This is a genomic window from Streptomyces sp. NPDC031554 (assembly GCF_055580685.1).
Map to the genome: position 1 here is coordinate 125,210 of NZ_JBVIKX010000014.1, position 23,246 is coordinate 148,455.

General features: G+C 74.8%; 21 protein-coding genes. 7 read left to right on the forward strand and 14 right to left on the reverse strand.

All coding sequences use genetic code 11. The features are described 5' to 3' along the window. Window positions 1-144: 144 nt before the first annotated feature. A complete protein-coding gene (locus ACZ5FU_RS29985) occupies window positions 145-1,773 on the reverse strand; it encodes an alkaline phosphatase D family protein (RefSeq protein ID WP_469047452.1) in 1,629 nt (542 codons plus the stop codon). A 77-nt stretch (window positions 1,774-1,850) separates the two neighbouring features. Continuing rightward, window positions 1,851-2,495: an HNH endonuclease family protein gene (locus ACZ5FU_RS29990; RefSeq protein WP_451526560.1), complete on the reverse strand. Its 645-nt coding sequence runs from the start codon at window positions 2,493-2,495 to the stop codon at window positions 1,851-1,853. A 412-nt stretch (window positions 2,496-2,907) separates the two neighbouring features. Between ACZ5FU_RS29990 and ACZ5FU_RS29995 the strand changes: the two genes are divergently transcribed. Together ACZ5FU_RS29995 and ACZ5FU_RS30000 are read left to right on the forward strand one after the other, a co-directional pair. Further along, the gene (locus ACZ5FU_RS29995; RefSeq protein WP_451526559.1) at window positions 2,908-3,489 is read left to right on the forward strand and encodes a TMEM165/GDT1 family protein; all 582 of its coding nucleotides are present in this window, start codon (window positions 2,908-2,910) and stop codon (window positions 3,487-3,489) included. Between the two features lie 177 nt (window positions 3,490-3,666). After that, window positions 3,667-4,332: an HAD-IA family hydrolase gene (locus tag ACZ5FU_RS30000; RefSeq protein ID WP_451526558.1), complete on the forward strand. Its 666-nt coding sequence runs from the start codon at window positions 3,667-3,669 to the stop codon at window positions 4,330-4,332. Window positions 4,333-4,672: 340 nt separating this feature from the next. Here ACZ5FU_RS30000 and ACZ5FU_RS30005 read toward each other — a convergent pair whose 3' ends face one another. Beyond that, complete coding sequence (locus tag ACZ5FU_RS30005; protein WP_468643507.1) at window positions 4,673-5,785, reverse strand: peptidoglycan-binding domain-containing protein; 1,113 nt, start codon at window positions 5,783-5,785, stop codon at window positions 4,673-4,675. A 161-nt stretch (window positions 5,786-5,946) separates the two neighbouring features. On the opposite strand from ACZ5FU_RS30005, the gene ACZ5FU_RS30010 reads away from it, so the two are divergent. Then, entirely contained in the window at window positions 5,947-7,986 is a 2,040-nt protein-coding gene (locus ACZ5FU_RS30010) for a DHA2 family efflux MFS transporter permease subunit (protein WP_451526556.1), read from the forward strand. Here ACZ5FU_RS30010 and ACZ5FU_RS30015 read toward each other — a convergent pair. Further along, window positions 7,979-8,527 carry a GNAT family N-acetyltransferase gene (locus tag ACZ5FU_RS30015; RefSeq protein WP_451526555.1) on the reverse strand — a complete coding sequence of 183 codons (549 nt, stop codon included), beginning with the start codon at window positions 8,525-8,527 and terminating at the stop codon, window positions 7,979-7,981. The genes ACZ5FU_RS30010 and ACZ5FU_RS30015 overlap by 8 nt on opposite strands. Window positions 8,528-8,716: 189 nt before the next feature. Between ACZ5FU_RS30015 and ACZ5FU_RS30020 the strand changes: the two genes are divergently transcribed. Further along, on the forward strand, window positions 8,717-9,397 hold the full coding sequence (locus tag ACZ5FU_RS30020) for a hypothetical protein (protein ID WP_451526554.1): 681 nt from the start codon (window positions 8,717-8,719) through the stop codon (window positions 9,395-9,397). 6 nt (window positions 9,398-9,403) lie between these two features. Then, window positions 9,404-10,099, forward strand: coding sequence for a hypothetical protein (locus ACZ5FU_RS30025; RefSeq protein ID WP_469047453.1), 696 nt, complete (start codon window positions 9,404-9,406; stop codon window positions 10,097-10,099). Window positions 10,100-10,287: 188 nt separating this feature from the next. On the opposite strand, the gene ACZ5FU_RS30030 is transcribed toward ACZ5FU_RS30025, so the two are convergent. After that, complete coding sequence (locus ACZ5FU_RS30030; protein WP_451526552.1) at window positions 10,288-10,701, reverse strand: DnaJ family domain-containing protein; 414 nt, start codon at window positions 10,699-10,701, stop codon at window positions 10,288-10,290. 103 nt (window positions 10,702-10,804) lie between these two features. Between ACZ5FU_RS30030 and ACZ5FU_RS30035 the strand changes: the two genes are divergently transcribed. Beyond that, window positions 10,805-11,197, forward strand: a complete 393-nt coding sequence (locus tag ACZ5FU_RS30035) for an FHA domain-containing protein (RefSeq protein ID WP_451526551.1) — start codon at window positions 10,805-10,807, stop codon at window positions 11,195-11,197. A gap of 84 nt (window positions 11,198-11,281) precedes the next feature. Here the strand turns inward: ACZ5FU_RS30035 and ACZ5FU_RS30040 are convergent, their stop codons facing one another. Next, on the reverse strand, window positions 11,282-11,953 hold the full coding sequence (locus tag ACZ5FU_RS30040; RefSeq protein WP_451526550.1) for an O-methyltransferase: 672 nt from the start codon (window positions 11,951-11,953) through the stop codon (window positions 11,282-11,284). A gap of 373 nt (window positions 11,954-12,326) precedes the next feature. On the opposite strand from ACZ5FU_RS30040, the gene ACZ5FU_RS30045 reads away from it, so the two are divergent. Further along, window positions 12,327-14,381: a bifunctional glycosyltransferase 87/phosphatase PAP2 family protein gene (locus ACZ5FU_RS30045; protein WP_469047455.1), complete on the forward strand. Its 2,055-nt coding sequence runs from the start codon at window positions 12,327-12,329 to the stop codon at window positions 14,379-14,381. A gap of 42 nt (window positions 14,382-14,423) precedes the next feature. Here the strand turns inward: ACZ5FU_RS30045 and ACZ5FU_RS30050 are convergent, their stop codons facing one another. The 8 genes from ACZ5FU_RS30050 to ACZ5FU_RS30085 all read right to left on the reverse strand — a co-directional run bounded on the left by ACZ5FU_RS30050 (window position 14,424) and on the right by ACZ5FU_RS30085 (window position 23,114). After that, window positions 14,424-15,551 carry an acyltransferase family protein gene (locus ACZ5FU_RS30050; protein WP_469047456.1) on the reverse strand — a complete coding sequence of 376 codons (1,128 nt, stop codon included), beginning with the start codon at window positions 15,549-15,551 and terminating at the stop codon, window positions 14,424-14,426. Between the two features lie 202 nt (window positions 15,552-15,753). After that, window positions 15,754-16,170 (reverse strand): aggregation-promoting factor C-terminal-like domain-containing protein, encoded by a 417-nt coding sequence (locus tag ACZ5FU_RS30055; protein WP_451526547.1) that lies wholly within the window; start codon window positions 16,168-16,170, stop codon window positions 15,754-15,756. Window positions 16,171-16,485: 315 nt separating this feature from the next. Then, window positions 16,486-17,370 carry an ECF transporter S component gene (locus tag ACZ5FU_RS30060; protein WP_451776377.1) on the reverse strand — a complete coding sequence of 295 codons (885 nt, stop codon included), beginning with the start codon at window positions 17,368-17,370 and terminating at the stop codon, window positions 16,486-16,488. Next, entirely contained in the window at window positions 17,367-19,043 is a 1,677-nt protein-coding gene (locus tag ACZ5FU_RS30065) for an ABC transporter ATP-binding protein (protein WP_451526545.1), read from the reverse strand. Before ACZ5FU_RS30065 ends, ACZ5FU_RS30060 begins: the two co-directional genes overlap by 4 nt. Beyond that, window positions 19,040-20,227, reverse strand: a complete 1,188-nt coding sequence (locus tag ACZ5FU_RS30070; protein ID WP_468643522.1) for an energy-coupling factor transporter transmembrane component T — start codon at window positions 20,225-20,227, stop codon at window positions 19,040-19,042. Before ACZ5FU_RS30070 ends, ACZ5FU_RS30065 begins: the two co-directional genes overlap by 4 nt. Continuing rightward, complete coding sequence (locus ACZ5FU_RS30075; protein ID WP_451776382.1) at window positions 20,220-20,900, reverse strand: SCO2322 family protein; 681 nt, start codon at window positions 20,898-20,900, stop codon at window positions 20,220-20,222. Before ACZ5FU_RS30075 ends, ACZ5FU_RS30070 begins: the two co-directional genes overlap by 8 nt. Continuing rightward, entirely contained in the window at window positions 20,897-22,114 is a 1,218-nt protein-coding gene (locus ACZ5FU_RS30080; protein ID WP_451526542.1) for a prenyltransferase/squalene oxidase repeat-containing protein, read from the reverse strand. The genes ACZ5FU_RS30075 and ACZ5FU_RS30080 overlap by 4 nt, the downstream gene beginning before the upstream one ends. A 358-nt stretch (window positions 22,115-22,472) precedes the next feature. Next, window positions 22,473-23,114, reverse strand: a complete 642-nt coding sequence (locus tag ACZ5FU_RS30085; RefSeq protein ID WP_451526541.1) for a TetR family transcriptional regulator — start codon at window positions 23,112-23,114, stop codon at window positions 22,473-22,475. Window positions 23,115-23,246 lie beyond the last annotated feature (132 nt).

The window sequence follows — 23,246 nt, forward strand, 5'->3', positions numbered from 1 at the left end:
CGAACGAGCCACCCACGCTAGGCGGATCCCCTTAATACTTTCAAGTTCAACATTTGGCCATGGCTTGGATGCTGCGGAACGTGGCCGGCCGGCACCGTCGCACGGTGCCGGCCGGCCACGTTCCTCGTCGTTCCCCGCCGATCCTCACCGAGAGGTCAGCTCGGACTCCGTCACCAGGGCGAGCCCGCGGCCCTCACGGGCCTGTTCCAGCCGCAGCCGGGCCGAGCGGCCGCGCAGCGTCAGCGTCATCAGCTGGTTGCCGAACCAGGGGCCACCGGTTCTGCGCCAGTCCACCGGCGGCCGCGGCGAGCGCCCGTGCCGCCGGAAGCGGCGCCCCACGGCGCGGGCGAGGGCGCTCCACCCGAAGCGGAAGCCCACCCGTATCGACAGCGGGATGGAGTTGTGGACCGGGGAGCAGGTGAGCTGCAGCACCCGCGCGTCGGGCGCGTCGCCGGGCCAGCGGGTCTCGGCCACGTACGCGTGGTGCACGTCCCCGGACAGCACGAGCACGCTCGCCGGCGCCTGCGGTCCCGTCCCCACCTCGGCCAGCAGCGCCGTCAGGTCGGCGAAGGACTCCGGGAACGCCGCCCAGTGCTCCAGGTCCGCCGCCCGCCGCACCTTCTCCCCGAACCGCGCCCAGCGCGGCCCGCGTTCGCCCCGGCACAGGGCCGCGTTCCACGCCTCCGCGTCGTGCACCAGGTGCGGCAGCAGCCAGGGCAGCGAGGTGCCGACCAGGAGGTGGTCGTACGACCCCGGTGCGTCCAGGGCCTGTTCGCGCACCCAGGCCGCCTCGCCCGGGTCGAGCATCGAGCGCTCGTCCTCCTTCAGGACACGGGCGGACCGCGAGTCCACCATCAGCAGCCGCACCCGCCCGAAGTCGCGCCGGTAGCTCCAGCGCACCGAGGCGGGTTCGGCGTCGGCCCGGCGGGCGAAGTCGCGCACGAGGCCGGTGGCGTCGGAGGTCTCCCCCACGGCCGCGTAGAGCGGGTCGGCTGCCAGGTCGGCGGGGGAGAGGTTCCCGAGGTGCTGGTACACCCAGTACGACATCAGGCCGCTCAGGATCCGCTCGCGCCACCAGTCGGTGGCCCGCATGTCGGCCACCCACGCGGCGGAGGTGTTCCAGTCGTCGATGACGTCGTGGTCGTCGAAGATCATGCAGGTGGGCACGGTGGACAGCAGCCAGCGGACCTCGGGGTCGCGCCAGGACTCGTCGTACAGCCAGGTGTACTCCTCGTAGTCGGCTACCTGGCCGCCCGGCGGTTCGTCCACGTCGCGGCGGGCCGCGATGCGCTTCCCGGTGGCGTCGGAGGTCTCGTCGGCGTAGACCTGGTCGCCGAGCAGCAGCAGGACGTCGGGCCGCTCGCCCTCCGGGTCGGCGGCGATCCGCGCGGCCAGGCCGTCCAGGGCGTCGGGGCCCACCGGGTCGGGCTCGCCGCTCGGGGGCGAGGCCCACCGGCAGGACCCGAAGGCCACCCTCACGTCCGCGTCGCCGGCCGGGGTGCGGACGACCGAGGGCGGGAAGCGCGAGTCGGGCGGCGGCCACACGCGCGTGTCGTCGAGGAACACCTCGTACGGCGTGGCCGTGCCCGGCGTGAGGCCGGTGACCGGGATCAGGGCGTAGTGATGGCCCGCCACCTGGAAGGTGCCGGCCGTGCCGCCGGAGCCGTCCGCGCACCGCACCTCGGCGGAGCACGGACGGCTCGCCTCGATCCAGACCGTCGCGGACGAACCGTCGGCGTGTCTCAGCAGGGGTCCCAGCCGCAGTTCGGCCACGTGATCGCCTCCTCCGTCGTCCCGTACGGTACGGAACGACGGAGGCGGACGGGGAGATTTCCGCACGGATTTCCGGATCAGCAGCTCGCGAGGTGGTTGGTGAGGGCGCTCTTCTCGGCGGAGTCCACGGAGAGGCCGTAGTAGTACTTCACCTGGACCCAGGCGCGGACGTACGTGCAGCGGTAGGCCGTGCGCGAGGGCATCCAGGTGGCGGGGTCCTGGTCGCCCTTGGCCTGGTTGACGTTGTCGGTGACCGCGATGAGCTGCGGGCGGGTGAGGTCGTTGGCGAAGGACTGGCGGCGGGCGGTGGTCCAGCCGTCGGCGCCGGAGTCCCAGGCCTCGGCGAGCGGCACCAGGTGGTCGATGTCGAGGTCGGAGGCGGCGGTCCAGGTGGCGCCGTCGTACACCGAGTACCAGCTGCCGCTGGTGGCCGCGCAGGCGGAGTCCGTGACGACGCCGGAGCCGTCGCGCTTGAGGACGGTCTCACGGGTGTTGCAGGTGCCGGACTGGGTGATCCAGTGCGGGAACAGGTCGCGGTCGTAGCCGGTGCGGTCCTCGGCCGCCACGGTGAGCGAGGCGAGGTAGGTGCGGGCGGTGGCGGCGCTGACCGGGGTGGGGAGGGCGGCGGAGGCGCTCGGGGAGTTGAGGAGGGCGACGGAGGCTATCAGTCCGGAGAGCGCCGCGAGTATGCTGACCCGTCGACGCGCGTAGACCTTCGACATGCGAACTCCCTTGAGGGGTGGGGGTGTTGCGGTGCGAGCGAGGGAATGCTCGCGAGACCGCGTTGCGGGGAGGTGTGCGCGCGGTAAGAAGTTAGTGACGTGTACATGACATGACAAGGGGTGCGGCGGGACTTTCGGTCCGGCGGACCGGCCCCGGGGGCCGGTGCGCGGGTCGCGTACCATGGACGGCGCAGAAGGGGAGTAGCTCTTCGCCGGACCGTCGACACACTGCTCAGCTCGTCTGAGCCGGCGCCCGGAGGCGGACCGTCCCGCGGTCGGCCAGCGAGACCTTCGGCAAGCAGTGCACCTCCGTGCCGCACGGCGCGGAGCACACGTGTGCTGCCGTGCCGAGGCGTCCTGCGCGAAGGAAGCAGCACTCTCGGTGGGGCGGCCCCCGACCGATTGAGGACCCTTGATCAGCCTGACCGTGACGGCGCTCGTCTTCGGCGTCGTCTTCCTCGCCGAACTGCCGGACAAGACCGCCCTCGCCGGCCTCGTCCTCGGCACCCGCTACCGCGCCTCGTACGTCTTCGCCGGTGTCGCCGCGGCCTTCGCGGTGCACGTCACGCTCGCCGTCGCGGCCGGCAGCGTGCTGACCCTGCTGCCGCAGCAGATCGTGCACGTGGTCACCGGCGTGCTGTTCCTGGGCGGCGCGGCCGTGCTGCTGAGGAACAAGCACGAGGACGACGAGGAGATCCGCAAGCCCGAGAACCAGTCCTTCTGGAAGGTCTCGGGGGCCGGCTTCATGCTCATCCTCGTCGCCGAGTTCGGCGACCTGACGCAGATCATGACGGCCAACCTCGCCGCCCGCTACGACGACCCGCTCTCGGTCGGTCTCGGCGCCGTGCTGGCGCTGTGGTCGGTGGCCGGACTCGGCATCGTCGGCGGAAAGGCCCTGATGAAGCGGGTGCCGCTGAAGCTGATCACCAGGATCGCGGCGGCGCTGATGCTGTGCCTCGGCGTGTGGAGCCTGTGGGAGGCGGCCACCGGGTGAGCCCCGCGCGGAGCTGAACGGACGGTGAACCTTGCCGGGGGCGGCTGGCGCGATGGCCCGACTGTTTTGTACCGTGAGGAAACAAAGTGGCTCCCGTCCGTTCTCCCTGACCGGCGGACGGGGCCGCCTTGTTCCCCGCGTGCCCGCGCACGTGCCCGTCCGCACTGGGAGTCGCCGATGCCGGCCGCCGTGTCCACCACCGTCCTGACCGCCCGTGCCCTCCTCCTCGACATGGACGGCACCCTCGTGAACTCCGACGCCGTCGTGGAACGCGTCTGGCGGCGCTGGGCGGAGCGGCACGGGCTGGACGGCGACGAGGTCATGAAGGTGGTCCACGGCCGCCAGGGGTACGCGTCGATGGCCGTCCTGCTGCCCCACCGCCCCATGGAGCAGAACCACACCGACAACGCCCGGATGCTCGCGGAGGAGACCGCCGACCTGGACGGCGTCGTCCCGGTCCCCGGCGCCCCCGGGTTCCTCGCCTCCCTGCGCGGCGTCCCGCACGCCCTGGTCACCTCGGCGGACGTCCCCCTGTCGACGGCGCGCATGGCCGCGGCGGGCCTGCCCCTGCCGGAGATCCGCGTCACCGCGGAATCGGTCGGCGCGAGCAAGCCGGACCCCGAGGGCTTCCTGAAGGGCGCGGCCGAGCTGGGCGTGGACCCGGCGGAGTGCGTGGTGTTCGAGGACTCCGGGGCGGGGATCGCGGCGGGACGCGCCGCGGGCATGCGCGTGGTGGGGGTCGGGCCGCGGGCGGCCGTGCACCGGCCGGACGTGGTGGTGCGGGACCTGACGGAGGTGCGGGTGGAGGCGTCCGGGTCACAGGTGCGGATCCACGTGGGCTGAGAGGGGCGGATCCCCGCGGGGCGGTACGGCTTCGGCCCGCGCGGGAGCGCCCGCCCCGGGGCGGGCGGGACGCCGTCCCGCACCGGCCGGCGTACGGGCCCGGGACGCGGCCCCCGCCGCACCCTTGCGGACGCGTGCGGTGGTGTGTGCGACGACGTGCGTGCCGGCCGCGTGCGCCGGTGTCCGCACCGGGACCCCGCCGAGGCCCGGACGGATGAACCCGAACGGCTGAAGCCCTGACGATCGCGCGTGCACGCGCCCGCACCGACGTCCCCGCACCGACGCCCCGGCCGACACCGAACGCCGACGCCCGAGGCCGCACGGCCCGGCCCGCCCGGGGTCAGGGCTCCTTCGTCTCCGACTCCAGCCGCGCCCGGGTCGCCGCCCCGTACGTGCCCAGTTCGTCGCCCTGGACGCCCCGTGACCACTGGTAGTTGCGCAGGGCGTCCTCGACCCGGCCGTTGAACATCCCGTTCGCCTCGTCGTTGTAGAGGTACACCTGCCGCAGCCGCAGCTGGAGTTCGGTCACCTCCGGTCCCCGGTCCCCGCGGCGCAGGGCGGTCACTTCGCCGCCGCCGTCGCCGTCGGCCCCGTTCCCCGGCGCGAGGGACGGCGTGGCCCGGGTGTCCGACGCGCTCGGGCTCGGCTCGGTGGTGCGGGAGGGCGACGGGGAGGCGCTCGACTCCGCCGCGGAGGGTGACGCGCTCGCGCTCTCGGAGGGCGACGGCGACGCGCTCGACGCCGAGGGGGACGCGGAGCGGCTCGCGGACGGCGACGCCGGGGGCGCGCTGGTCGAGGTGTCGGGAACGGCCGCCCGGACCTCCTCGGAGGCGGCCCGGTCCCGGGCCGGCGCCTCGTAGGAGAACATCCCGCTCGCCAGCCCGGCCGCGGCGATCACGGCGACGACGGCGGCGGTGGACGCGATCAGCAGCGTGCGGCGCCGGCGTCCGCGCGCGGTCCCCTCGTCGTCGTACGGCCCGTCCCCGCTCCCGCCGCCCGCCTCGAACAGGCTCAGGTCGGTGTCGCTGGGCACGGAGCCGGACGGCGTGAGCGGTGCCGGCACGGGGGCCGCGGCCGACGGGGGGACGACCCGCAGGGGCATGGTCGCGTCGGACACGGCGGCCCCGTCGGGCACGGAGGCCGTCGGCAGCGGCATCGTCATGTCGTCGGCCGCCGTCTTCCCGGCCCCCGGACCGGCGTCGGACCCGGACCCGGCTCCGGATCCCTGCCCGAGTTCCACGTACGGCCGTATCCGCAGCGGATCGAAGTCCTCCGCGGCCGCCGCCTCCGCCTCGCGGGTGTCGCGCAGGGCGTCGGAGGCCTGTCGCGCGCAGGCGCAGGACGGGGTGTTGTCCGCCGCCCGGAGCGCGCCGCACCGCGGACACGGATGCCCGTGCCGCCGCGGCTGCGCCGGTTCCCCCGGCCGCCCCTGTCCGTTCGTCGGATCGTTCACCCGTTCGCCCCTCCCCATCCAAACTCCAAGGATTATGCAGATCCTCCACACAACCGGCCGCCCGCCACCCCCGGAACGAGAGGTTCCGCAAGGACTCGACAGGCCATAACGGGACACACCGATCACGATGGAAGGGTCCACGCGAGCCTCAGGAGGCATCCATGGCCTTGGACGAGCAGGCCCTGACGGGGGAGCCCCGTCAGGAGCACGTGCCCGGCAACGTCTTCGTGTCGATCGGCGCGCTGCTGCTCGGCATGCTGCTCGCCGCCCTCGACCAGACGATCGTCTCGACGGCGCTGCCCACGATCGTCAGCGACCTGGGCGGCCTGGACCACCTCTCCTGGGTGGTCACGGCCTACCTGCTGGCGTCGACCGCCGCGACCCCGCTGTGGGGCAAACTGGGCGACCAGTACGGGCGCAAGACGCTGTTCCAGCTCGCCATCGTGATCTTCCTGATCGGCTCGGCCCTGTGCGGGACGGCGCAGAACATGCCGCAGCTCATCGGCTTCCGCGCGCTGCAGGGCCTGGGCGGCGGCGGGCTGATCGTGCTGTCGATGGCGATCGTCGGCGACATCGTCCCGCCCCGCGAGCGCGGCCGCTACCAGGGCCTGTTCGGCGCCGTCTTCGGCACGACCAGCGTCCTCGGCCCCCTCCTGGGCGGCCTCTTCACCCAGCATCTGAGCTGGCGCTGGGTCTTCTACGTCAACCTCCCGCTCGGTGTCGTCGCGCTCGGCGTCATCGCGGCCGTCCTGCACATCCCGCGCAGACGGACGAAGCACGTCATCGACTACCTCGGCACCTTCCTCATCGCCTCGGTCGCCACCTGCCTGGTGCTGGTGGCCTCCCTGGGCGGCACCACCTGGGCCTGGGGCTCGCCGCGGATCGTCGGACTCGCGGTGCTGGGCGTGGTCCTGGCCGTCGTGTTCGTGGCCGTGGAACGCAGGGCCGCGGAACCCGTCCTGCCGCTCAAACTGTTCCGCATCCGCACCTTCACGCTGTCCGCGGTGATCAGCTTCATCATCGGCTTCGCGATGTTCGGCGCGATGACCTACCTGCCGACCTTCCTCCAGGTCGTCCACGGCGTCTCGCCCACCCTGTCCGGCGTGCACATGCTGCCGATGGTGGCCGGCCTGCTGCTGGCGTCGACGGCGTCGGGGCAGATCGTCAGCCGCACCGGCCGCTGGAAGGTGTTCCCGGTCGTCGGCACCGCCGTGACGACCGTCGGCCTGCTCCTGCTGCACCAGCTCGACGAGCACAGCTCCACGGCCGAGATGAGCGTCTTCTTCTTCGTCTTCGGCCTGGGGCTCGGCCTGGTGATGCAGGTCCTGGTCCTCATCGTGCAGAACGCCGTCTCCTACCAGGACCTCGGCGTGGCCACCTCCGGCGCGACCTTCTTCCGCTCCATCGGGGCCTCCTTCGGCGTCGCCATCTTCGGCACGGTCTTCACCGACCGCCTCGGCGGCAAACTCGCGGACGCCTTCCGCGGCGTCGACCTCCCGCCCGCCGTCTCCCTCGACGCGCTGGAGGCCGACCCGCGCGTCATCGGCGACCTGCCGGCCGCCCTGCGCCCGCCGGTCCTGCACGCCTACGCCTCGTCCATCACGGACGTCTTCCTGTACGCCGCCCCGGTCGCCCTCCTCGGCTTCCTCCTCGCCTGGTTCCTCAAGGAGGACCCGCTGCGCGCCTCGGTCACCGCGCCGGACGTCACGGAGACACTGGCCAGCAACCCCGTCGAGCGCTCCTCGTACGACGAGGTCTGCCGGGCCCTGTCCGTCCTCGGCACCCGCGAGGGCCGCCGCGAGATCTACCGGACGATCACCGCACGGGCCGGCTACGACCTGCTGCCCGCCGCGAGCTGGATGCTGCTGCGGATGAAGCGCCACGGCAGCGTCGAGCCCAGCAGGCTCGCCGAGCGCGGCCCCGTCCCGCTGCCCGTGATCCTGGAGGCCGCCCGGCAGATAGAGGAACGCCGGCTCGCCGTGCGCGAGGGCCTCGACCTGGTGCCGACCGACGCGGGCCGCGAGGCCGCCGAACGCCTTTCCCTGGCCCGCGAGGAGTCGCTGGCCGACCTGCTCGGCGACTGGTGGGGCCCGGACCGCCCCACCGACCTGACGCAGCTGGTGCGGGAGCTGAACGACGAACTGTGCGGGTCCGACCGCGAACAGCCGCGCGAGGAACGCCCGGTGACCCGGTTCAGCTGAGGAGCCCGGCGCCGCCGTCCGCGCCGCCGACGCCCCCGCCGGTCAGGTCCTTGGAGAACCAGTGCTCGGCGTAGGGGTCGGCGTTGTGCGGGGCGCTTTCCCGGTAGCCGCACCGGGCGTACAGGGCGCGGGCCTCGACGAGGTCGCCGCGGGTGTCGAGGACCATCCGTCGGGCGCCGAGCGCGCGGGCGGCCTCCTCGGCGGCCCCGACGAGCCGCGGCCCGCCGCCTCTGCCCCGCATCCCCGGCCGCACGAACACCCGCGTCAGCTCGGCCGTCGCCGCGTCGAGGAGCCGTACGCCCGCGCTCCCGGCCGGCTCACCGCCGTACCGGGCGACCAGCAGCCGGCCGCCGGGCGGCACCGGACCGGCCCCGGCACCGGCGGCGATCCCCCGCTCCAGCTCGGCCGGGCCGGTCCGCCGGCCCTCGTGCAGCAGGTACCAGCGGTCGCTGACCTCGGTGTAGTACTCCCGCCACAGCGCGGCGGCGACGGGGGAGTCCGCGGGTTCCGGGGCGATGGTCCAGGACGTCATGCCGCTCATTCTCGGCGGCTTCTCCGGCGGGCCCGCAACCGGATGCGCGGGACCGGACGCGCCGGCCGGGCGACGTCGCTCCCCGGCGTCCGGCGTACGTCCGGCGCGCCGGCACGGCACGGGTGCCGTTTGCCCGCCGCGGTCCGGGCAACACGAACCGTGAGCCGGCCCGAGGGGCCGAAACACCGGAAGGCAACCATGTCCACAGGCGTGATCATCGCTCTGATCGTGATCGTGGCGGCCGTCCTCGCCGTCGCGGCCGTCCTGGCCGCGCGGGCCCGAGGGGCGTCACAGGGAGGACGGGGCCTGAAGCGCCGCTTCGGACCCGAGTACGACCGGGCGGTGGCCCGGCACGGAGGGGACGTCAAGGCGGCCGAGCGGGAACTCGGCGGTCTGGTGGAGCGGCACGGCGGGCTGAAGGAACGGCCGTTGGAGCCCGCCGAGCGCGAGCGGTTCGAGACCCGCTGGGCGGCGGCGCAGGAGCGCTTCGTCGACTCCCCGCGCGAGGCGGTCGCCGAGGCGGACCGGATCCTGTCCGAGGTCGCCGGCGCCCGCGGCTACCCGGACGGCGGGGACTACGACGAGCAGGTCGCCGCGCTCGCCGTGCACCACGCCGACCACGTGCAGGGCTACCGGCACGTGCACCACGTCACCCGCTTCCACCAGGACGGCGGCGCGCGGGGCGGCGAGGCCCCCGGCACCGAGGACCTGCGGTCCGCCCTGGTCGAGGCCCGCGCCCTCTTCGAGGACCTGGTGGGCGGGGGACGCCACCACGCGCTGACGGCCCGGACCGCCGGGGACGACCGGGCCGCGCACCGCGAGGGCGGCTCGGGGTTCCATCTGCCGGGCTTCCACCGGCACCAGACCAAGGAGGGGTGAACAGGCATGTCCGACGTCACTTCCGGCGGCGAGTACCGCCGCACGGCACAGGAGCAGGAGCACGACCAGGCGCAGCCCCGGGTCGTACCGCTGGGGGAGAGCCAGGGGCACGGCCGGGAGCCGGGACCGGCGCGGGAACCCGCGCGGGGACAGGGGCTCGGGTCGCAGAGCCCGGTGGCCGCCGGTCCCGCCGGCCCGACCGTCGAACCGTCCACGGGTCCGGCGCTCGAACCGTCCGCGGACCCCGTCACCGACGGCCGCGACCGGCGTGCCGCCGCGACCGGCGGCGCCCCGGCCGGGGCCGTCGAGGACGGCACGGGCCACGACACCTCCCGGAGCACCGGCGCCGCCCCGAGCACCGGCACCTCCCGGAGCACCGGCGCCGCCCCGGTCACCCGCGACGCCGATGGCACCTCGCTGCTCCCGCACGACGAGTGCGACAAGCTCTCCGAGCGGATGCGGCACGCGGTCGCCGGCTTCGTGGACCGGCCCCGCGACGCGGTCGAGGAGGCCGACCAGGTCCTGGAGGAACTGGCCGCCCGCTTCACCGACGCCGTGAACAGCCGCCGCCGCACCCTGCGCGGCTCCTGGCAGCTCGCCGACGGCAAGAAGGGCGAGGTCGCCGGGACCGCCGACACCGAGCAGCTCCGGCTGGCCCTGCGGGACTACCGGGAGCTGACGGACCGGCTGATACACCTGTAACGGCCCCGTCCGGGAGAAAGACCTTGGTGCCGCGACGGGCGACGTCCGCCCCGTCGCGACGCCCGGCACGCACTCTCGCCGCACCGGCCGAAGTCCCGGGTACGTCCAGTACGAGGGACTCCGGCCGGCACGCCGAGAGCACGCACCGGACGCCGCTCCTTCACGGGCGAACGTCGCCCGCCACGGCACTAGCCCTTCCCGGCCGCCCGGCGCTCCCGCCACTGCCGTACGACCTCTTCGACGTCGTAGGGCTTCATGCCCAGCGGGGGGCCGGGCGGCGGCTTGAACATCATGTCGCGGAGCTTGACGTTGACGTCCGTGAGGATCTTCCGGACGGTCCGCTCCGACGGTGCCGCGTACGCCGCGGCGAGGGCGTCCTCCGCCTCCTTGCGCAGGGCCAGCGCGGGAGGCAGGACCGAGAGCCCCTCGCGTGCCATCTTGCGCCTGACCCACCACAGTTCGTCGTAGGGACTCTCGATCTCCGGGTCCAACGGCCTTCCCGCGCCCGCGAGATGATCGAACTCCCCGCGCCGCTCCGCGTCCTGGATCTGCTTGTCGACCCAGGACTCGAACGGGACACCGGGTGGCTTTCGCTCGGTCATGCGTCCATTGTGCCGGACGCGGCGGGGCCGGGCGATTTAGTATGCGGCGGCTGTGCACGCACAGTTCGGACACCGTCGGACAGACATCTCTCGAGGAGCGCACGTGCTCGAACTCACCATGGCCACCGTCTCCGGAGCGGAAGAGGGTGCCACGGCCGGCATGCTCATGGCCGACGCGCCCAGCGAGCCGGGCGCCGTGCTGCGGGTGGGCCGGGACAAGTCCGTGTGCCGCCTCGTCACGCCCGAGGAGTGGCTGTTCGTCTCCCGGGTCCACCTGGAGTTCCGGTGCGGTCCCGAGGGCGTCTGGCAGGTCAGCTGGCTGCGCGGCTCCCAGCCGGACCCGTCCTCCGAGGTCCGCCTGGTGGTCGGCGAGTACGCCCAGACCATCGCCTACGGCGGGACCGTGCAGCTCCCGCGGGGCGGCAACGGCGAGATCGTCGTCGTGGACCGCACCGGCCCACGCAGCGTCAACGTGGGCTTCTACCACGAGGCCTGAGGACGGGACGGGGTCCTGCCGGTCCGCGGGGCCGGGGCCCCGGGAGACCGCAGGCCCCGGGCCCCCGGCCCCGGTGGTCCGGGGTCAGGCCAGCACGCGCGCCAGGGCGAAGCCGTCGTGGCCCTTGGCGCCCACCGTCTGGATCGCCGTGCCGCTCAGCCTGGGGTGCGCGGCGATGAGCTCGATCGCCTCGCGGGCGCCCCGTACGTCCTCCTCGCCGCTGTCCGCGTCCGCCACTCGGCCGCCCCGCACGACGTTGTCGACGACGATCAGGCTGCCGGCGCGGGTGAGCCGCAGCGCCCACTCCACGTAGCGGGCGCTGTTGACCTTGTCGGCGTCGATGAAGACCAGGTCGAAGGGGGGCGGGTTCTCGTCCGCCAGCAGCGGCAGCGAGTCCAGGGCCGCGCCCACCCGCACCTCGACCCGCTGGTCGAGGCCCGCCCGCGCGATGTTGCGGACGGCGACCTCCGCGTGCTTCGGGCTGTACTCCAGGGAGACGAGCCGGCCGTCGGCCGGGAGCGCCCTGGCCAGCCAGATGGTGCTGTAGCCGCCGAGTGTGCCGATCTCCAGGACGGTGCGGGCGCCCTGGATCTCCGCGAGGAGCCGGAGCAGCTTGCCCTGGTTCGCCGTGACGCCGATCGCCGGCAGTCCGGCCGCCTCGCTGTCGCGCAGCGCGGCCGCGGTGACCTCGTCGTCCGGGGCGAGACGGGCGGTGAGGTAGGCGTCGACGGTGTCCCAGATCCGTGATTCGCTCATGCGTCCGCCTCCCGGTCGGCCCCGGCACCTCTGCCGGAAACACTGGCCGATTCGTCAACGCCGCGCAACGCGCCCGAGTTCCCGTCCGCCCGGACCGTCCGGGACCGGCACCGGCGGGAACCGGCCGGTCAGCGCCCCCGTAGGCCCCCCTCGTCCGTCCGGCCCGGCGGATCACCGCGCGTCCGGCGGAACCGCCCACGGCCCCGCGCACTATCGTCTTCCGGACAAAAGGAGAACGGACGTCAGGTGAGGGCAGGGCGGCCTGCGTCCTTGTCGGGGGGTGCCACGAGCCTCCCGAGGCTGACGGAGAGGGCTCGTGGAGCGACCCCATGAGGGAACGCGTGGGACCTACGGGGCGGGAGGCCTACGAGGCGTGGCGAATGCGGAGCACAGCGGGCGGCCGGCGGAACCCTTCGGAGCGGGCGCGGCCGACACGGCGGGAGCACGCCTGCGCGTGGCCCGCCTCGGCCTCTGGCTGGTCGCCGCCGTCCTCGCCGTCCGGCAGGTGGCCGTCGTCCTCGGCACCCCGCGCGGAGAGCGGCTGACGGACCTGGAGACCTGGGTCGGACCCGACGGCGTCCTGCACGTCAACGGTTCGCTCTACGACTCGACGCGCTTCACCGGCACCCCCTTCGGGGGACTCGTCCTCAAGCCCCTCACCCGGGCGGCCGAACAGGCCCTCGGCTGGGGCTGGACCTTCGGGACGCTGCTGCTGGTCGTCGCGCTCGGCCTGGTCGTCGCGCGGGCCCTGCCGCAGCCGGTGGGCGGACGCACCTCGCTGCTGGCCGCGCCCGTCGCGATCAGCCTGCTGATGCTGTCCCTGCCCGTCCGCAACACCCTCTGGCTCGGCCAGACCAGCATCATCCCCGTCCTGCTCGTCCTGCTCGGCTGCTTCGTCGTGCGCGGGCGGCACGCGGGCGGTGCGCTGATCGGCCTGGCGGCGGCCCTCCAGCCGGCCGTCCTGCTGTTCGCCGCGCTGCTGTGGTTCACCGGCCGGCGCCGGGCCGCCGCGACCGCGGGCGTGTCGTTCCTGGCCTGCACGCTGCTCGCCTGGGCGGCGATGCCGCACGACTCGTACACCTACTGGGTCCACCACATGGCCGGCGCGGGCCTCGGCGGCGAGGCGGACGCCCTCGGCAACCAGTCCCTGCACGGCGCCCTGCTGCGCCTCGGCCTGTCCGGTCCGCCGGAGATCGCCCTGTTCCTGACGCTGGGCGCGGCCGTGGCCGTCCTCGGCGTCCGCCGGGCGGTGCGGTACGCCCGCGACGGCCAGCTCCTGCTCGCGGTGTCGATCACCGGCTGCGCCGCCATCGCCGTGTCCCCGACGACCTGGCAGCACCAGCTCCTGTGGCTCCTGCCGGCGGTGGTCGGCCGGGTCGGCGAGCGGGCCTCGGACCGTTACGTCTGGCCGGTCACCGTCGTCCTGGTCATGACCCTCCCGGCGACGATGATGCTGCCGGACATGGCGGCCCTGTACCCCCTGCGCGACAACGTCGTGCTGCTGGCCGCGCTGGCCGCCGCGACGGTCGTGCCCTTCCTGCCCCGCACCTCCCCGTACCACCGCACCCCGGTCCCGACGGAGTACGCCGACCCCGTCCCGGCCCGCTTGAGGCGCGTCCCGCCGCTGCCGTTCGCGCGCCGGGTCCTCACCCGCCCCAACCTCCTCCTGGAGCTGCTGCTGCTCCGCGTCACCTACGCGGCGTACCAGCAGGTCCGGCTGGCGGCGACGGGCGGGACGATCTCGGGGGGACGCCGGCGCGCGGAGGCCCACGGCCGCGAGATCCTCGACATCGAGCGCTTCCTCCACATCGACATCGAGCGCTGGGCCAACCACGCGGTCGTCGAGGCCGGCCGGCTCCGCGACTTCTTCGACTTCTACTACACGTCGTTCCACTTCGTGGTCCCGCTGTCGGTGCTGGCCGTCCTCTACTGGCGCCGCCCCGTGGACTACCGCTGGGCCCGCGCCTCCCTCGGCTTCGCGACCCTGCTCGCCCTCGTCGGCTTCTGGCTCTACCCGCTGGCCCCGCCGCGCCTGATGCCCGGCCTGGGCATCGTCGACACCGTCCACGGCGCGCAGGACTTCACCCAGCCCGACTACGGCACGCTGACGGCCCTGACCAACCAGTACGCGGCGATGCCCTCCCTGCACTTCGGCTGGTCCCTGTGGTGCGGCACGGTGATCGCGATCGTCGCCCCGCGGTGGTGGATGAAGGCCCTGGGCCTCCTGCACCCCCTCCTCACGGTCTCCGCGATCGTGGCCACCGGCAACCACTGGGTCCTCGACGCGGTGGGCGGCGCGGCGGTCGTCCTCGCCGGCTTCGGGCTGGCGTACCTGCTGCAGGGGCCGCGGGCGCGGCCGGTGACGGCGGCGCCCCCGGGGGAGGGGCGCCGGGCGGAGCCGGAGAGGGAACGGACGGCACGCAGCTGAACCGGGGCGGCTCGGTACCTGAACCGGGGCGGACCGTGCGGGCTACCGTCCGCCCACCTCGGCGGGCGGGCGGACGGAGGACGCGGCGGGGCGGCCCACGCGGCCCCTCAGCCACCGTTCGGCCGGGTGCTCCAGCCAGTGGTACGCGGCGCCCGCGGCGGCCTGGCTGACCAGGAGGACGCCGGCCCAGAAGAGGAGGGTGGCGGCGCCGGGGGCGGGCCTGCCCCAGTGGAAGAGGGCCGCGCGCAGGACGATCTCGTGGAGGAGGTACCAGGCGAACGACCAGTGGCCGAGCCGGATCGTCCAGGGGCCGCCCAGTCCGGTGCGGCGGCCGTCCAGGTCGGCCCGGGCGGCGGCGCAGATGAGGGCCGCGAAGACCGGTGCCGAGAGCCACTGGGAGGCCGTGTACGGGCTGTACCACAGGGCGTCGGGCACGGCGTGGTGCCAGGGGATCAGCGCGAGGTGCCAGGCGACGACGAGGCCGGCGGCCACGGGCAGCGACACGGGCGGGCGCCAGCCGCGCTTCAGCGCGAGCCCCGCCACCACGCCCAGCACGAACTGCAGGCCCCGCGTCAGCGGCAGGTAGTCGAGCGCCCACGCGCGCGTGACCGGCGACAGACCCGACAGCGCCGGCCACAGGGCGAGGGTGGCGACGACGACGGCGGCGGCGGTCCACGCCCAGATCCTCGCCCTGCGGCCCGCCAGCAGGGCCAGCAGTGCCGGGAAGACCAGGTAGAACCAGGCCTCGTCACTGAGCGACCAGGCCGCGGGGTTGCCGCCCTTGAAGATGACCGGCTCGGGGAACCAGGCGTGCACCAGCAGCAGGTTCGCGACCACCGCCCGCACGGACACGACCCGGCCCATCAGGAGGTGGACGGCGACCGACGCCGCCACGGCGAAGGCGAGCAGCGGCCAGACGCGGGCGAACCGGCGCCACAGGAAGATCCGTACGGGCACCCGCAGGCCGTCGTACGTCCAGGCCAGGACGGCCCCCGACAGCACGAAGAAGAACGTCACCCCGCTCCGGCCGTACCAGACCGCCTCGCTGAGTCCCGGCACGGTGCCCGCCTGCCGGGACAGGTGGTACAGGACGACCAGCAGCGCCGCCCAGAAGCGGAGCCCGGTCAGCGAGGGCAGCCGATCGCGGCCGGGCGCCGGTACAGAGGTCACGAACGGGTTCCTTCGGGGATCGGGGCGGCGGGGCGGTGCACTCCGCCCGAACGAAGGAGCGAGGATATCGCCCCGCCGGACCGGCACCGGGACCGGCGCGGGAGGGCGGGGAGACCGGGGGAGACCGGCGCGGGAAAGGCGTGAGGCGGCGGCCCCCGGGGATCGGGGGGCCGCCGCCTCACGCGTGCGGGGTCGGCGTGGCTCAGTACCAGCCGTTGGCCTGCCAGAAGGACCAGGCGTCGGCGGGGCTGCCGTAGCGGGAGTTCATGTAGTCGAGACCCCACGCGATCTGGGTCTTGGCGTTGGTCTTCCAGTCGGAGCCGGCCGAGGCCATCTTGTTGCCCGGCAGCGCCTGGACCAGGCCGTAGGCGCCGGACGAGGAGTTGGTGGCGTTGACGTTCCAGTTGCTCTCGTGCTGCACGATCTTGCTGAACGCGTCGAACTGCGCGGCGTCCGGGATCATCTGGTGCGCGATCGTCCTGGCCTGGGAGGCGGAGGTCACGGTCGAGGCCTGGGCGGGAGCCGCGGACAGCGCCATGCCGGCGGTCGCGGCGGCCAGGGCGGCGGCGGTGAGGGCCTTCTTCGGGGAGGCGATGCGGCGGATGACGGAGACGGTCACGGAGAACCTTTTTCTTCGGGGACAGGTGCGTCGCGGAGCACGCGGAGTCACGCGGTGCGTGGCCGCACCGCGTGATGTGCGGCGGGGGGCTGCATGCGTCGGCGCCGGGGGCCCGGGGGCTCGTCGGCGCCGTGCGACGTCATCCAGAGAAGCAGGACCGGCAGGGGTCCGCAATGACCCCTTTTACTAGTCGTGGCCGCATTCGGGGTGCGGGCCGCTCGTGTGACCTGGCTCTCGACGTGCAGGTCAGGGCGGTGATTCTCATGGACATGGCGTCCGAAAAGTCCCACTAGGGAGGATCGTAGGTGAGGTGGGTCATGTGGGGTGCTTCACCGGACGGCGGTCCTCCGGCGCGGCTTCGGGGCCCTCGAATGTGACCGCGGTCTCGAAGGCCGCGCGCCGGGTCGCCCTGCGGAGCGCCCTGAGCACGGCCGGCCCCAGCGTCAGGGTCAGCACGACGGTGACGACGGCCCGGCCCAGGTCCCAGCCCAGCGAGGTGGCCGCGCAGTACGCGAGGAAGCGGGCCAGGTTCTCCGGCACGGTCGCGTCCGGGTCGAAGGCGATGCGCGAGGCCAGCTCGCCCAGGAAGGGCCAGCCCGCCATGTTCATCGCCGTGCCGTAGGCGAAGGCGGCCAGGAAGCCGTAGACCGCGAGCAGTGCCGATTCGCCCCGGCCGCGCAGCCGGTCCGGACCCGGCAGCAGGCCGGCGCCCATCGTGAACCAGCCCATGGACAGCATCTGGAACGGCATCCACGGGCCCACCCCGCCCGTGAGCAGGGCGGACGCGAACATCGTGACCGAGCCCAGCACGAAGCCGAAGCCGGGACCGAGGACCCGGCCGCTGAGCACCATCAGGAAGAACATCGGCTCGATGCCCGCCGTACCGGCCCCGATCGGACGCAGGGCGGCGCCGGTCGCCGCCAGCACGCCGAGCATCGCGACCGCCTTCGCGCCGAGCCCCGACTCCGAGATCGTCGCCGCCACCACCGCGACCAGCAGGACCAGCAGCCCCGCGAACAGCCAGGGGGCGTCCTGCGCGTGCGCGTTCAGCGCCGAGTCGGGCGGGGCCAGGAACGGCCAGGCGAAGGCGACCACCCCGACCGCGCTGACGAGCCCGAGCGCCGCCACGGAACGGGGACCGAGACGGACCGCCCGGGTGCGCCCGGCCGGCGCCGGTCCGGGCCGGTGGGCCGCGGTCACCGCAGGGCCTCCCGCACCTGGGCGACGGTCAGCCACTCCTGCGGGGCCAGGATCTTCGTCACCTGCGGGGCGAAGGACGGTGAGGAGACGATCACCTCGGCCGTCGGACCGTCCGCGATCACCTCGCCCTCGGCCAGCAGCACGACCCGGTGGGCCAGCTCCGCCGCCAGCTCCACGTCGTGCGTGGCCAGCACGATCGCGTGCCCGGCGGCGGCCAGCCCGCGCAACAGGCCGACCAGGCGGGTCTTCGCCGCGTAGTCCAGACCGCGGGTCGGTTCGTCCAGCAGGAGCAGCGGCGGGCGGGCGGCCAGGACGATCGCCAGCGCCAGCGTCAGGCGCTGGCCCTCGGACAGGTCACGGGGGTGGGTGCCGTCGGCGATGCCGGGGAGCAGGTCGCGGACGAGGGCGCGGCAGGTGCCGGGGGCGGCCTGCGCGTCCCGGTCCGCGGCCGCGCACTCGGCGGCGACCGTGTCGGCGTACAGCAGGTCGCGGGGCTCCTGCGGGACGAGGCCGACCCGGCGCACGAGGTCGCGGGGCGCGGTGCGGTGGGGGAGCGCGCCGCCCGCCCGGACCGTGCCCGAGGACGGCTCGACCAGGCCCACGAGTGTGTTGAGCAGGGTGGACTTGCCGGCGCCGTTGCGGCCCATGAGGGCGACGGTCTCGCCGGGGGACACCGTGAGGTCGACGTCGCGCAGCGCCCGCACCCCGGCCCGGCGCACGGAGAGGGAACGGACCTGCGCCGGGGGCGCGGACGCGGCCGGGGCGGGAGCGGAGCGCCGGCGCCACCGGGGCGGTGCCGGACGCGGCGGCGCCGGCGGCGGCCCGGCGACGGCGGGCGGGCGGTGCCCGGGCGCCCGTCCGGCCAGCCGTTCGCGCAGGTCACCCGCCCGGCGCCGGGCGTCGCGGACGGTCAGCGGCAACGGGGACCAGCCCGCCAGCCGGCCCAGCTCCACCACCGGCGGGCACACCGGCGACACGGCCATGATCTCGGCCGGGGTGCCCAGCACCGGGGCGGCACCGGGCGCGGGCAGCAGGGCGACCCGGTCGGCGTACTGCAGGACGCGTTCCAGACGGTGTTCCGCGAGCAGGACGGTCGTCCCGAGGTCGTGCACCAGGCGGAGCAGGACGGCGAGGACCTCCTCCGCGGCGGCCGGGTCGAGCGCGGAGGTCGGCTCGTCCAGGACCAGGACGCGGGGGTGCGGGGTGAGGACCGAGCCGATCGCGACGCGCTGCCGCTGGCCCCCGGAGAGCGTGGCGATCGGACGGTCGCGCAGGCCGGCCAGGCCGAGCAGGTCGAGGGTCTCCTCCACCCGGCGGCGCATCACCGCCGGGGGCAGGCCCAACGACTCCATGCCGTAGGCGAGTTCCTCCTCCACGGTGTCCGTGACGAAGTGCGACAGCGGATCCTGGCCCACCGTCCCCACCACGTCGGCGAGTTCACGCGGTTTGTGGGTGCGGGTGTCGCGGCCGGCGACCGTCACCCGGCCGCGCAGGGTGCCGCCCGTGAAGTGCGGCACGAGACCGCCGACCGTGCCCAGCAGCGTCGACTTGCCGACCCCGGACGGGCCGGCGAGCAGCACCAGTTCCCCTTCCGGTATCTCGAAGTCGACGTCCCGCACGGTGGCTTCGGGACAGCCGTCGTAGGTCACGGAGACGTTCTCGAAGCGGATCACGACGACGGCTCCTTCGGGAGCGGGGCGGACAGCAGGGCGGGCAGCAGGCCGACGAGCACGGCCGCGGCGGGCCACAGGGGGAGCGTGGGCGCCGTGAGCGGGATCACGCCGGGGTGCAGGGCCTGCGGGTCGGCGGAGGCGGCGAGCGTCAGCAGCGCGGCGACCGCCACGCCGGACCCGGCGACCAGGCAGGCCCGCGGGGTCCAGCGGTCCGGGCGGTAGCGGGTGCGCGGCGAGCGGCGCCCGCCCAGTTTCAGACCGGCGAGCGCGGCGGCGGCGCCGGCGGCGAGCACCGGCAGCCCGTACGTGCCGCCCGCCGCGGTGAGCAGGCCGTACGTCCCCGCGCAGACGCCGAGCAGACCGCCCAGGGTGAGGACGGCCGTGGTGCGGCGGACGCGGGGCGGGACGTCGGCGGTACGGCCGTAGCCGCGGGCGTCCATGGCGGCGGCGAGGGCGACGGAGCGCTCCAGGGCTCCCTCCAGGACCGGCAGCGCCACCTGGAACAGACCGCGCAGGCCCCGGTCCGGGCGGCCGCGCAGCCGGCGGGCGGCCCGCAGCCGCTGGACGTCGGCGATGAGGTACGGCGCGAAGGTGAGCGCCACCACGACGGCGACCCCCGCCTCGTACAGGGCGCCGGGCAGGGCCTTCAGGAGACGGGAGGGGCTCGCCAGGGCGTTCGCGGCACCGACGCAGACGAGGAGGGTGGCCAGGCGCAGACCGTCGTACAGCGCGAACACGACGCCCTCGGCGGTCACCCTGCCGCCCAGCCGGATGCCCTGCGCCCAGTCCGGGAGCGGGACTTCGGGGAGGGTCGCGATCACGTGGGTGCCGGGGACGGGGGAGCCGAGGAACACGACGAAGAAGAGGCGGACCGCGAGGACGGCCAGGGCGAGGTGGAGGAAGGCGGAGTAGGACCGGGACCAGGGGGTGCGGGGACGGCAGGTGAGGACGACGTGTGCGGAGACGGTGAGGAGGAGGGCCAGCAGGAGCGGGTTGGTGGTGCGGGTCGCGGCCGTGCCCAGTCCCAGGGCCCACAGCCACCAGGCGCCGGGGTGGAGCCGGGGGACGGCCCGTCCCGCCGGCGTCCGCCGGGCGCGGTCCCCGGCGGGGCGGGCGCGCACCCCGGCCCCGGTGGCGCGGGTGCCGGTGGTACCGGAGGTGCCGGGGCGGGAGCCCTCAGTCATTCCGGCGCCGCCGGGCCTGCCACACCGCCGCCGCGGCCAGGGCGGCGATCAGCGCGCCGCCCGCGTAGACGCCCACGGACGGACCGCCGTCCCGCGCGGAGGACGCCGAGGCGTCCGAGGGAGCGGAGGAGTCCGGCGAAGCCGAGGACCCGTCCCCCCGCCCGTCCCCGTCCGTCGACACCTGGTCCCCGCAGCCCTTCTGCGGGTAGCCCGCGATCGCGCACAGCAGCGCGTTCGCGTCGTAGCGCAGGGGTTTCGCGGTGGCGGCGAGAGCCTCCGCCGTGGTCGCGTCGTCCGGTACGCGGGCGCAGGCCGTGCGGGCGGCGGGCGGCCGCTCGCCGGACGGCGCGTCCGCGGCGGTGCCGAAGTCGACGACCAGGGCGACGCGCTTCATGCCGTCCCGCTCCGGGGTCCGCGCGCAGACCGACGCGAACGAGGCCGTGCCGCGCGGCCGCGACGCGTCCTGCGAGTCCTCGCTGACCGCGAAACGGAAGCCCTGCACGGCGCCGTCGGAGGGACGGGCCGTGGCGGGGCCCTCGGTGGCGTAGACCCAGCGGTCGCCGTCGCGGTCCCAGAACGACCAGTAGCGGTAACCGGCCGCCCGGGCCGGGCCGGTGCCGGCCAGGGCCAGGAACAGCGCGGCGGCGAACAGGGCGACGGCACGGCGTGTCACGGCTGCTGCTTCCTGCGGCCGCTGACCAGGAAGCCGATGCCGATGCCGGCGACGAGGAAGACGCCGACGGTCCACCAGACGCCGAAGCCGTCCTCGGAGTCCTGCCCCGCCTCGTCCGCGTCGTCCGCGCCGTCGTTCTTCGCGGAGCCGGCGGCCTGCGGGGCCGGGCCCGTCGCGTTCAGGGCGGCGACCAGGTCGGTGCCGCCGAACGCGCGCGGGTCGGTGCCCGTCGCGTGGGCGGCGAGGACCAGCTGGGCCCAGGCGGCGGGGCCGCTCTGCTTCGCCCAGGAGGCGGCGTTGCTCCGGAGCCAGGCCAGCGGCTTGCCCGCCTGCGCGGCGCCGCCCTGCGCGGCGAGCGCGACCACGGCGTCGGCGGTGTTGCCGTAGTCGGGCTGGTTCTCGGCGCCGGGGAGCACCGAGGTCAGGTAGCCGTCCTTCGCGACGGCCTTCGCCAGGTAGGCGGCGCCGTTGGCGGCGGCCTGCCGCGGGGTGGCGGGGGCGGCGCAGGCGGTCTCGTCCGCCTTCTTCCCGGCGCCGGCCGCCAGGCCCTCACCGAGCGAGCCGAGGACGCCCGCGGCCGTCGCGTCGGCGTTGGCCGTCAACGCGCCCTGCTTGTCGGGCTGGTAGGCGAAGGCGCCGCCGTCGGCACAGGGCAGCGCGAGCCGGACCAGGGCGTCGTACGGCGACTTCCCGCCCTTGACGACCTCCGCGGGCTTCTCCCCGGCCGCGGCCAGGGCGCCGACGACGACGGCCGTCGAGTTGGTGTCGCTGGCGCCGCCGGGGGCGTACCCCCAGCCGCCGTCCGCGTTCTGCACGGACTTCAGCCAGCCGACGGCCTTCTCCGCCGCGGCCTCGTGACCGCCGAGGGCCGCGAGGGCCTGCACGGCGGCGGCCGTGCTGTTGGTGTCGACCATCAGCTTCGCGTCGCAGGCCGTGGCGGGGGCGGCGCGGAACGCGGCGAAGGAGCCGTTCGCGCACTGCTGGCCGGTCAGCCAGGCCACGGCCTTCTCCGCCGGCCTCACCCCGACGGTGTCCTGGGCGAGCAGCGCGAGCGACTGGCGCCAGACCCCGTCGTACGTCGGGTCGGCGGTGCCGTACAGACCGGACGGGATCGCCACGGACGGGGCCGGCGACGGGGACGCGGCCACGGCGGGCGTGGCGACGCCGATCACTGCGGTGGCGGCCAGGACGGCGGCGCTGCGGCGGACGTTCATGATCGGCGGGTGCCTCTCCCTGTCAGGGAGCCGGGCGGCGCGGGACACCCCGGCGGCTCGGCTCCGCGTACCTCGACGGTGTCCGTGCGGCGGCGGCGCCGGCGCACGGGAGCCGGTCACGGTCCCGTCCGGGGCGGTCCGGCCGGCCACGGGTGGTTCTGCATGGCTCACGGACAGGGGTCTCCCCGGGACGAGCGGAGTCGAGACCTGGGAAAGGGCCGGCGCCGGAATCGCGCCGGCTTTCCCCCGTACGGGTGTGATGACGACCGGGCCACTGTACTCGGCCGTAGGAAAGGCCCCGAGGGCCGCCCGCGGGCACGGGCGGGCGGCGGGCGCGGTGGTGGGTCGCGGGGGAGCGCTACTCCCGCGCCCCCGGATCCGGCGCGTCGATCAGGCGGCAGGCCGTCTCGATGTCGACGCGGACCTGGGCGATGGAGGCGCGGCCCGAGAGCCAGGTGATCAGGGCCGAGTGCCAGGTGTGTTCGATGACGCGGACCGCGCAGAGCTGCTGCGGGGTGGGGTCCGCGAGGCCCGTCGCGTCGAGGATGATCGCGGTGGTCTGGCGGGAGACCTGGTCGACCTCGGGCGAGACGCTGCGGTCGGCGAAGGTGAGGGCGCGCACCATCGCGTCGGCGAGGTGGGGCTCGCGCTGGAGGGCCAGGAAGGCGCGCATCAGGGTCTCCGCGACGCGGGCGGCCGGGGTGTCGCCCTGCGGGGGCTTCCTCCGCAGCGTGCCGTGCAGGCGCTCCAACTGGTCCTGCATGGTGGCGACCAGCAGGTGCACCTTGGACGGGAAGTAGCGGTAGAGCGTGCCCAGGGCCACCTGGGAGGACTCGGCGACCTCCCGCATCTGCACCGCGTCGAACCCGCCCCGGCCCGCCAGGCGCGCGCTCGCGTGCAGGATGCGGCGGCGACGGGCCTCCTGCCGCTCGGTGAGGGGGGCGGTGGAGGGGCGCCGGACGCCGGCGTCCACCTTGTCCCTCTTGGCTTGCACAGGCATGGGTCCCGTTCCGTGACGGTCGGTGAGGACCGGGGATCGCTCGGCGGACACAGGACGCCGGGTCGTGGCGTGAATCACCTGATCCACTGCTCACAGCGTCCTTACCTGCCGGTAGATTCGGAGCCTCCCGGA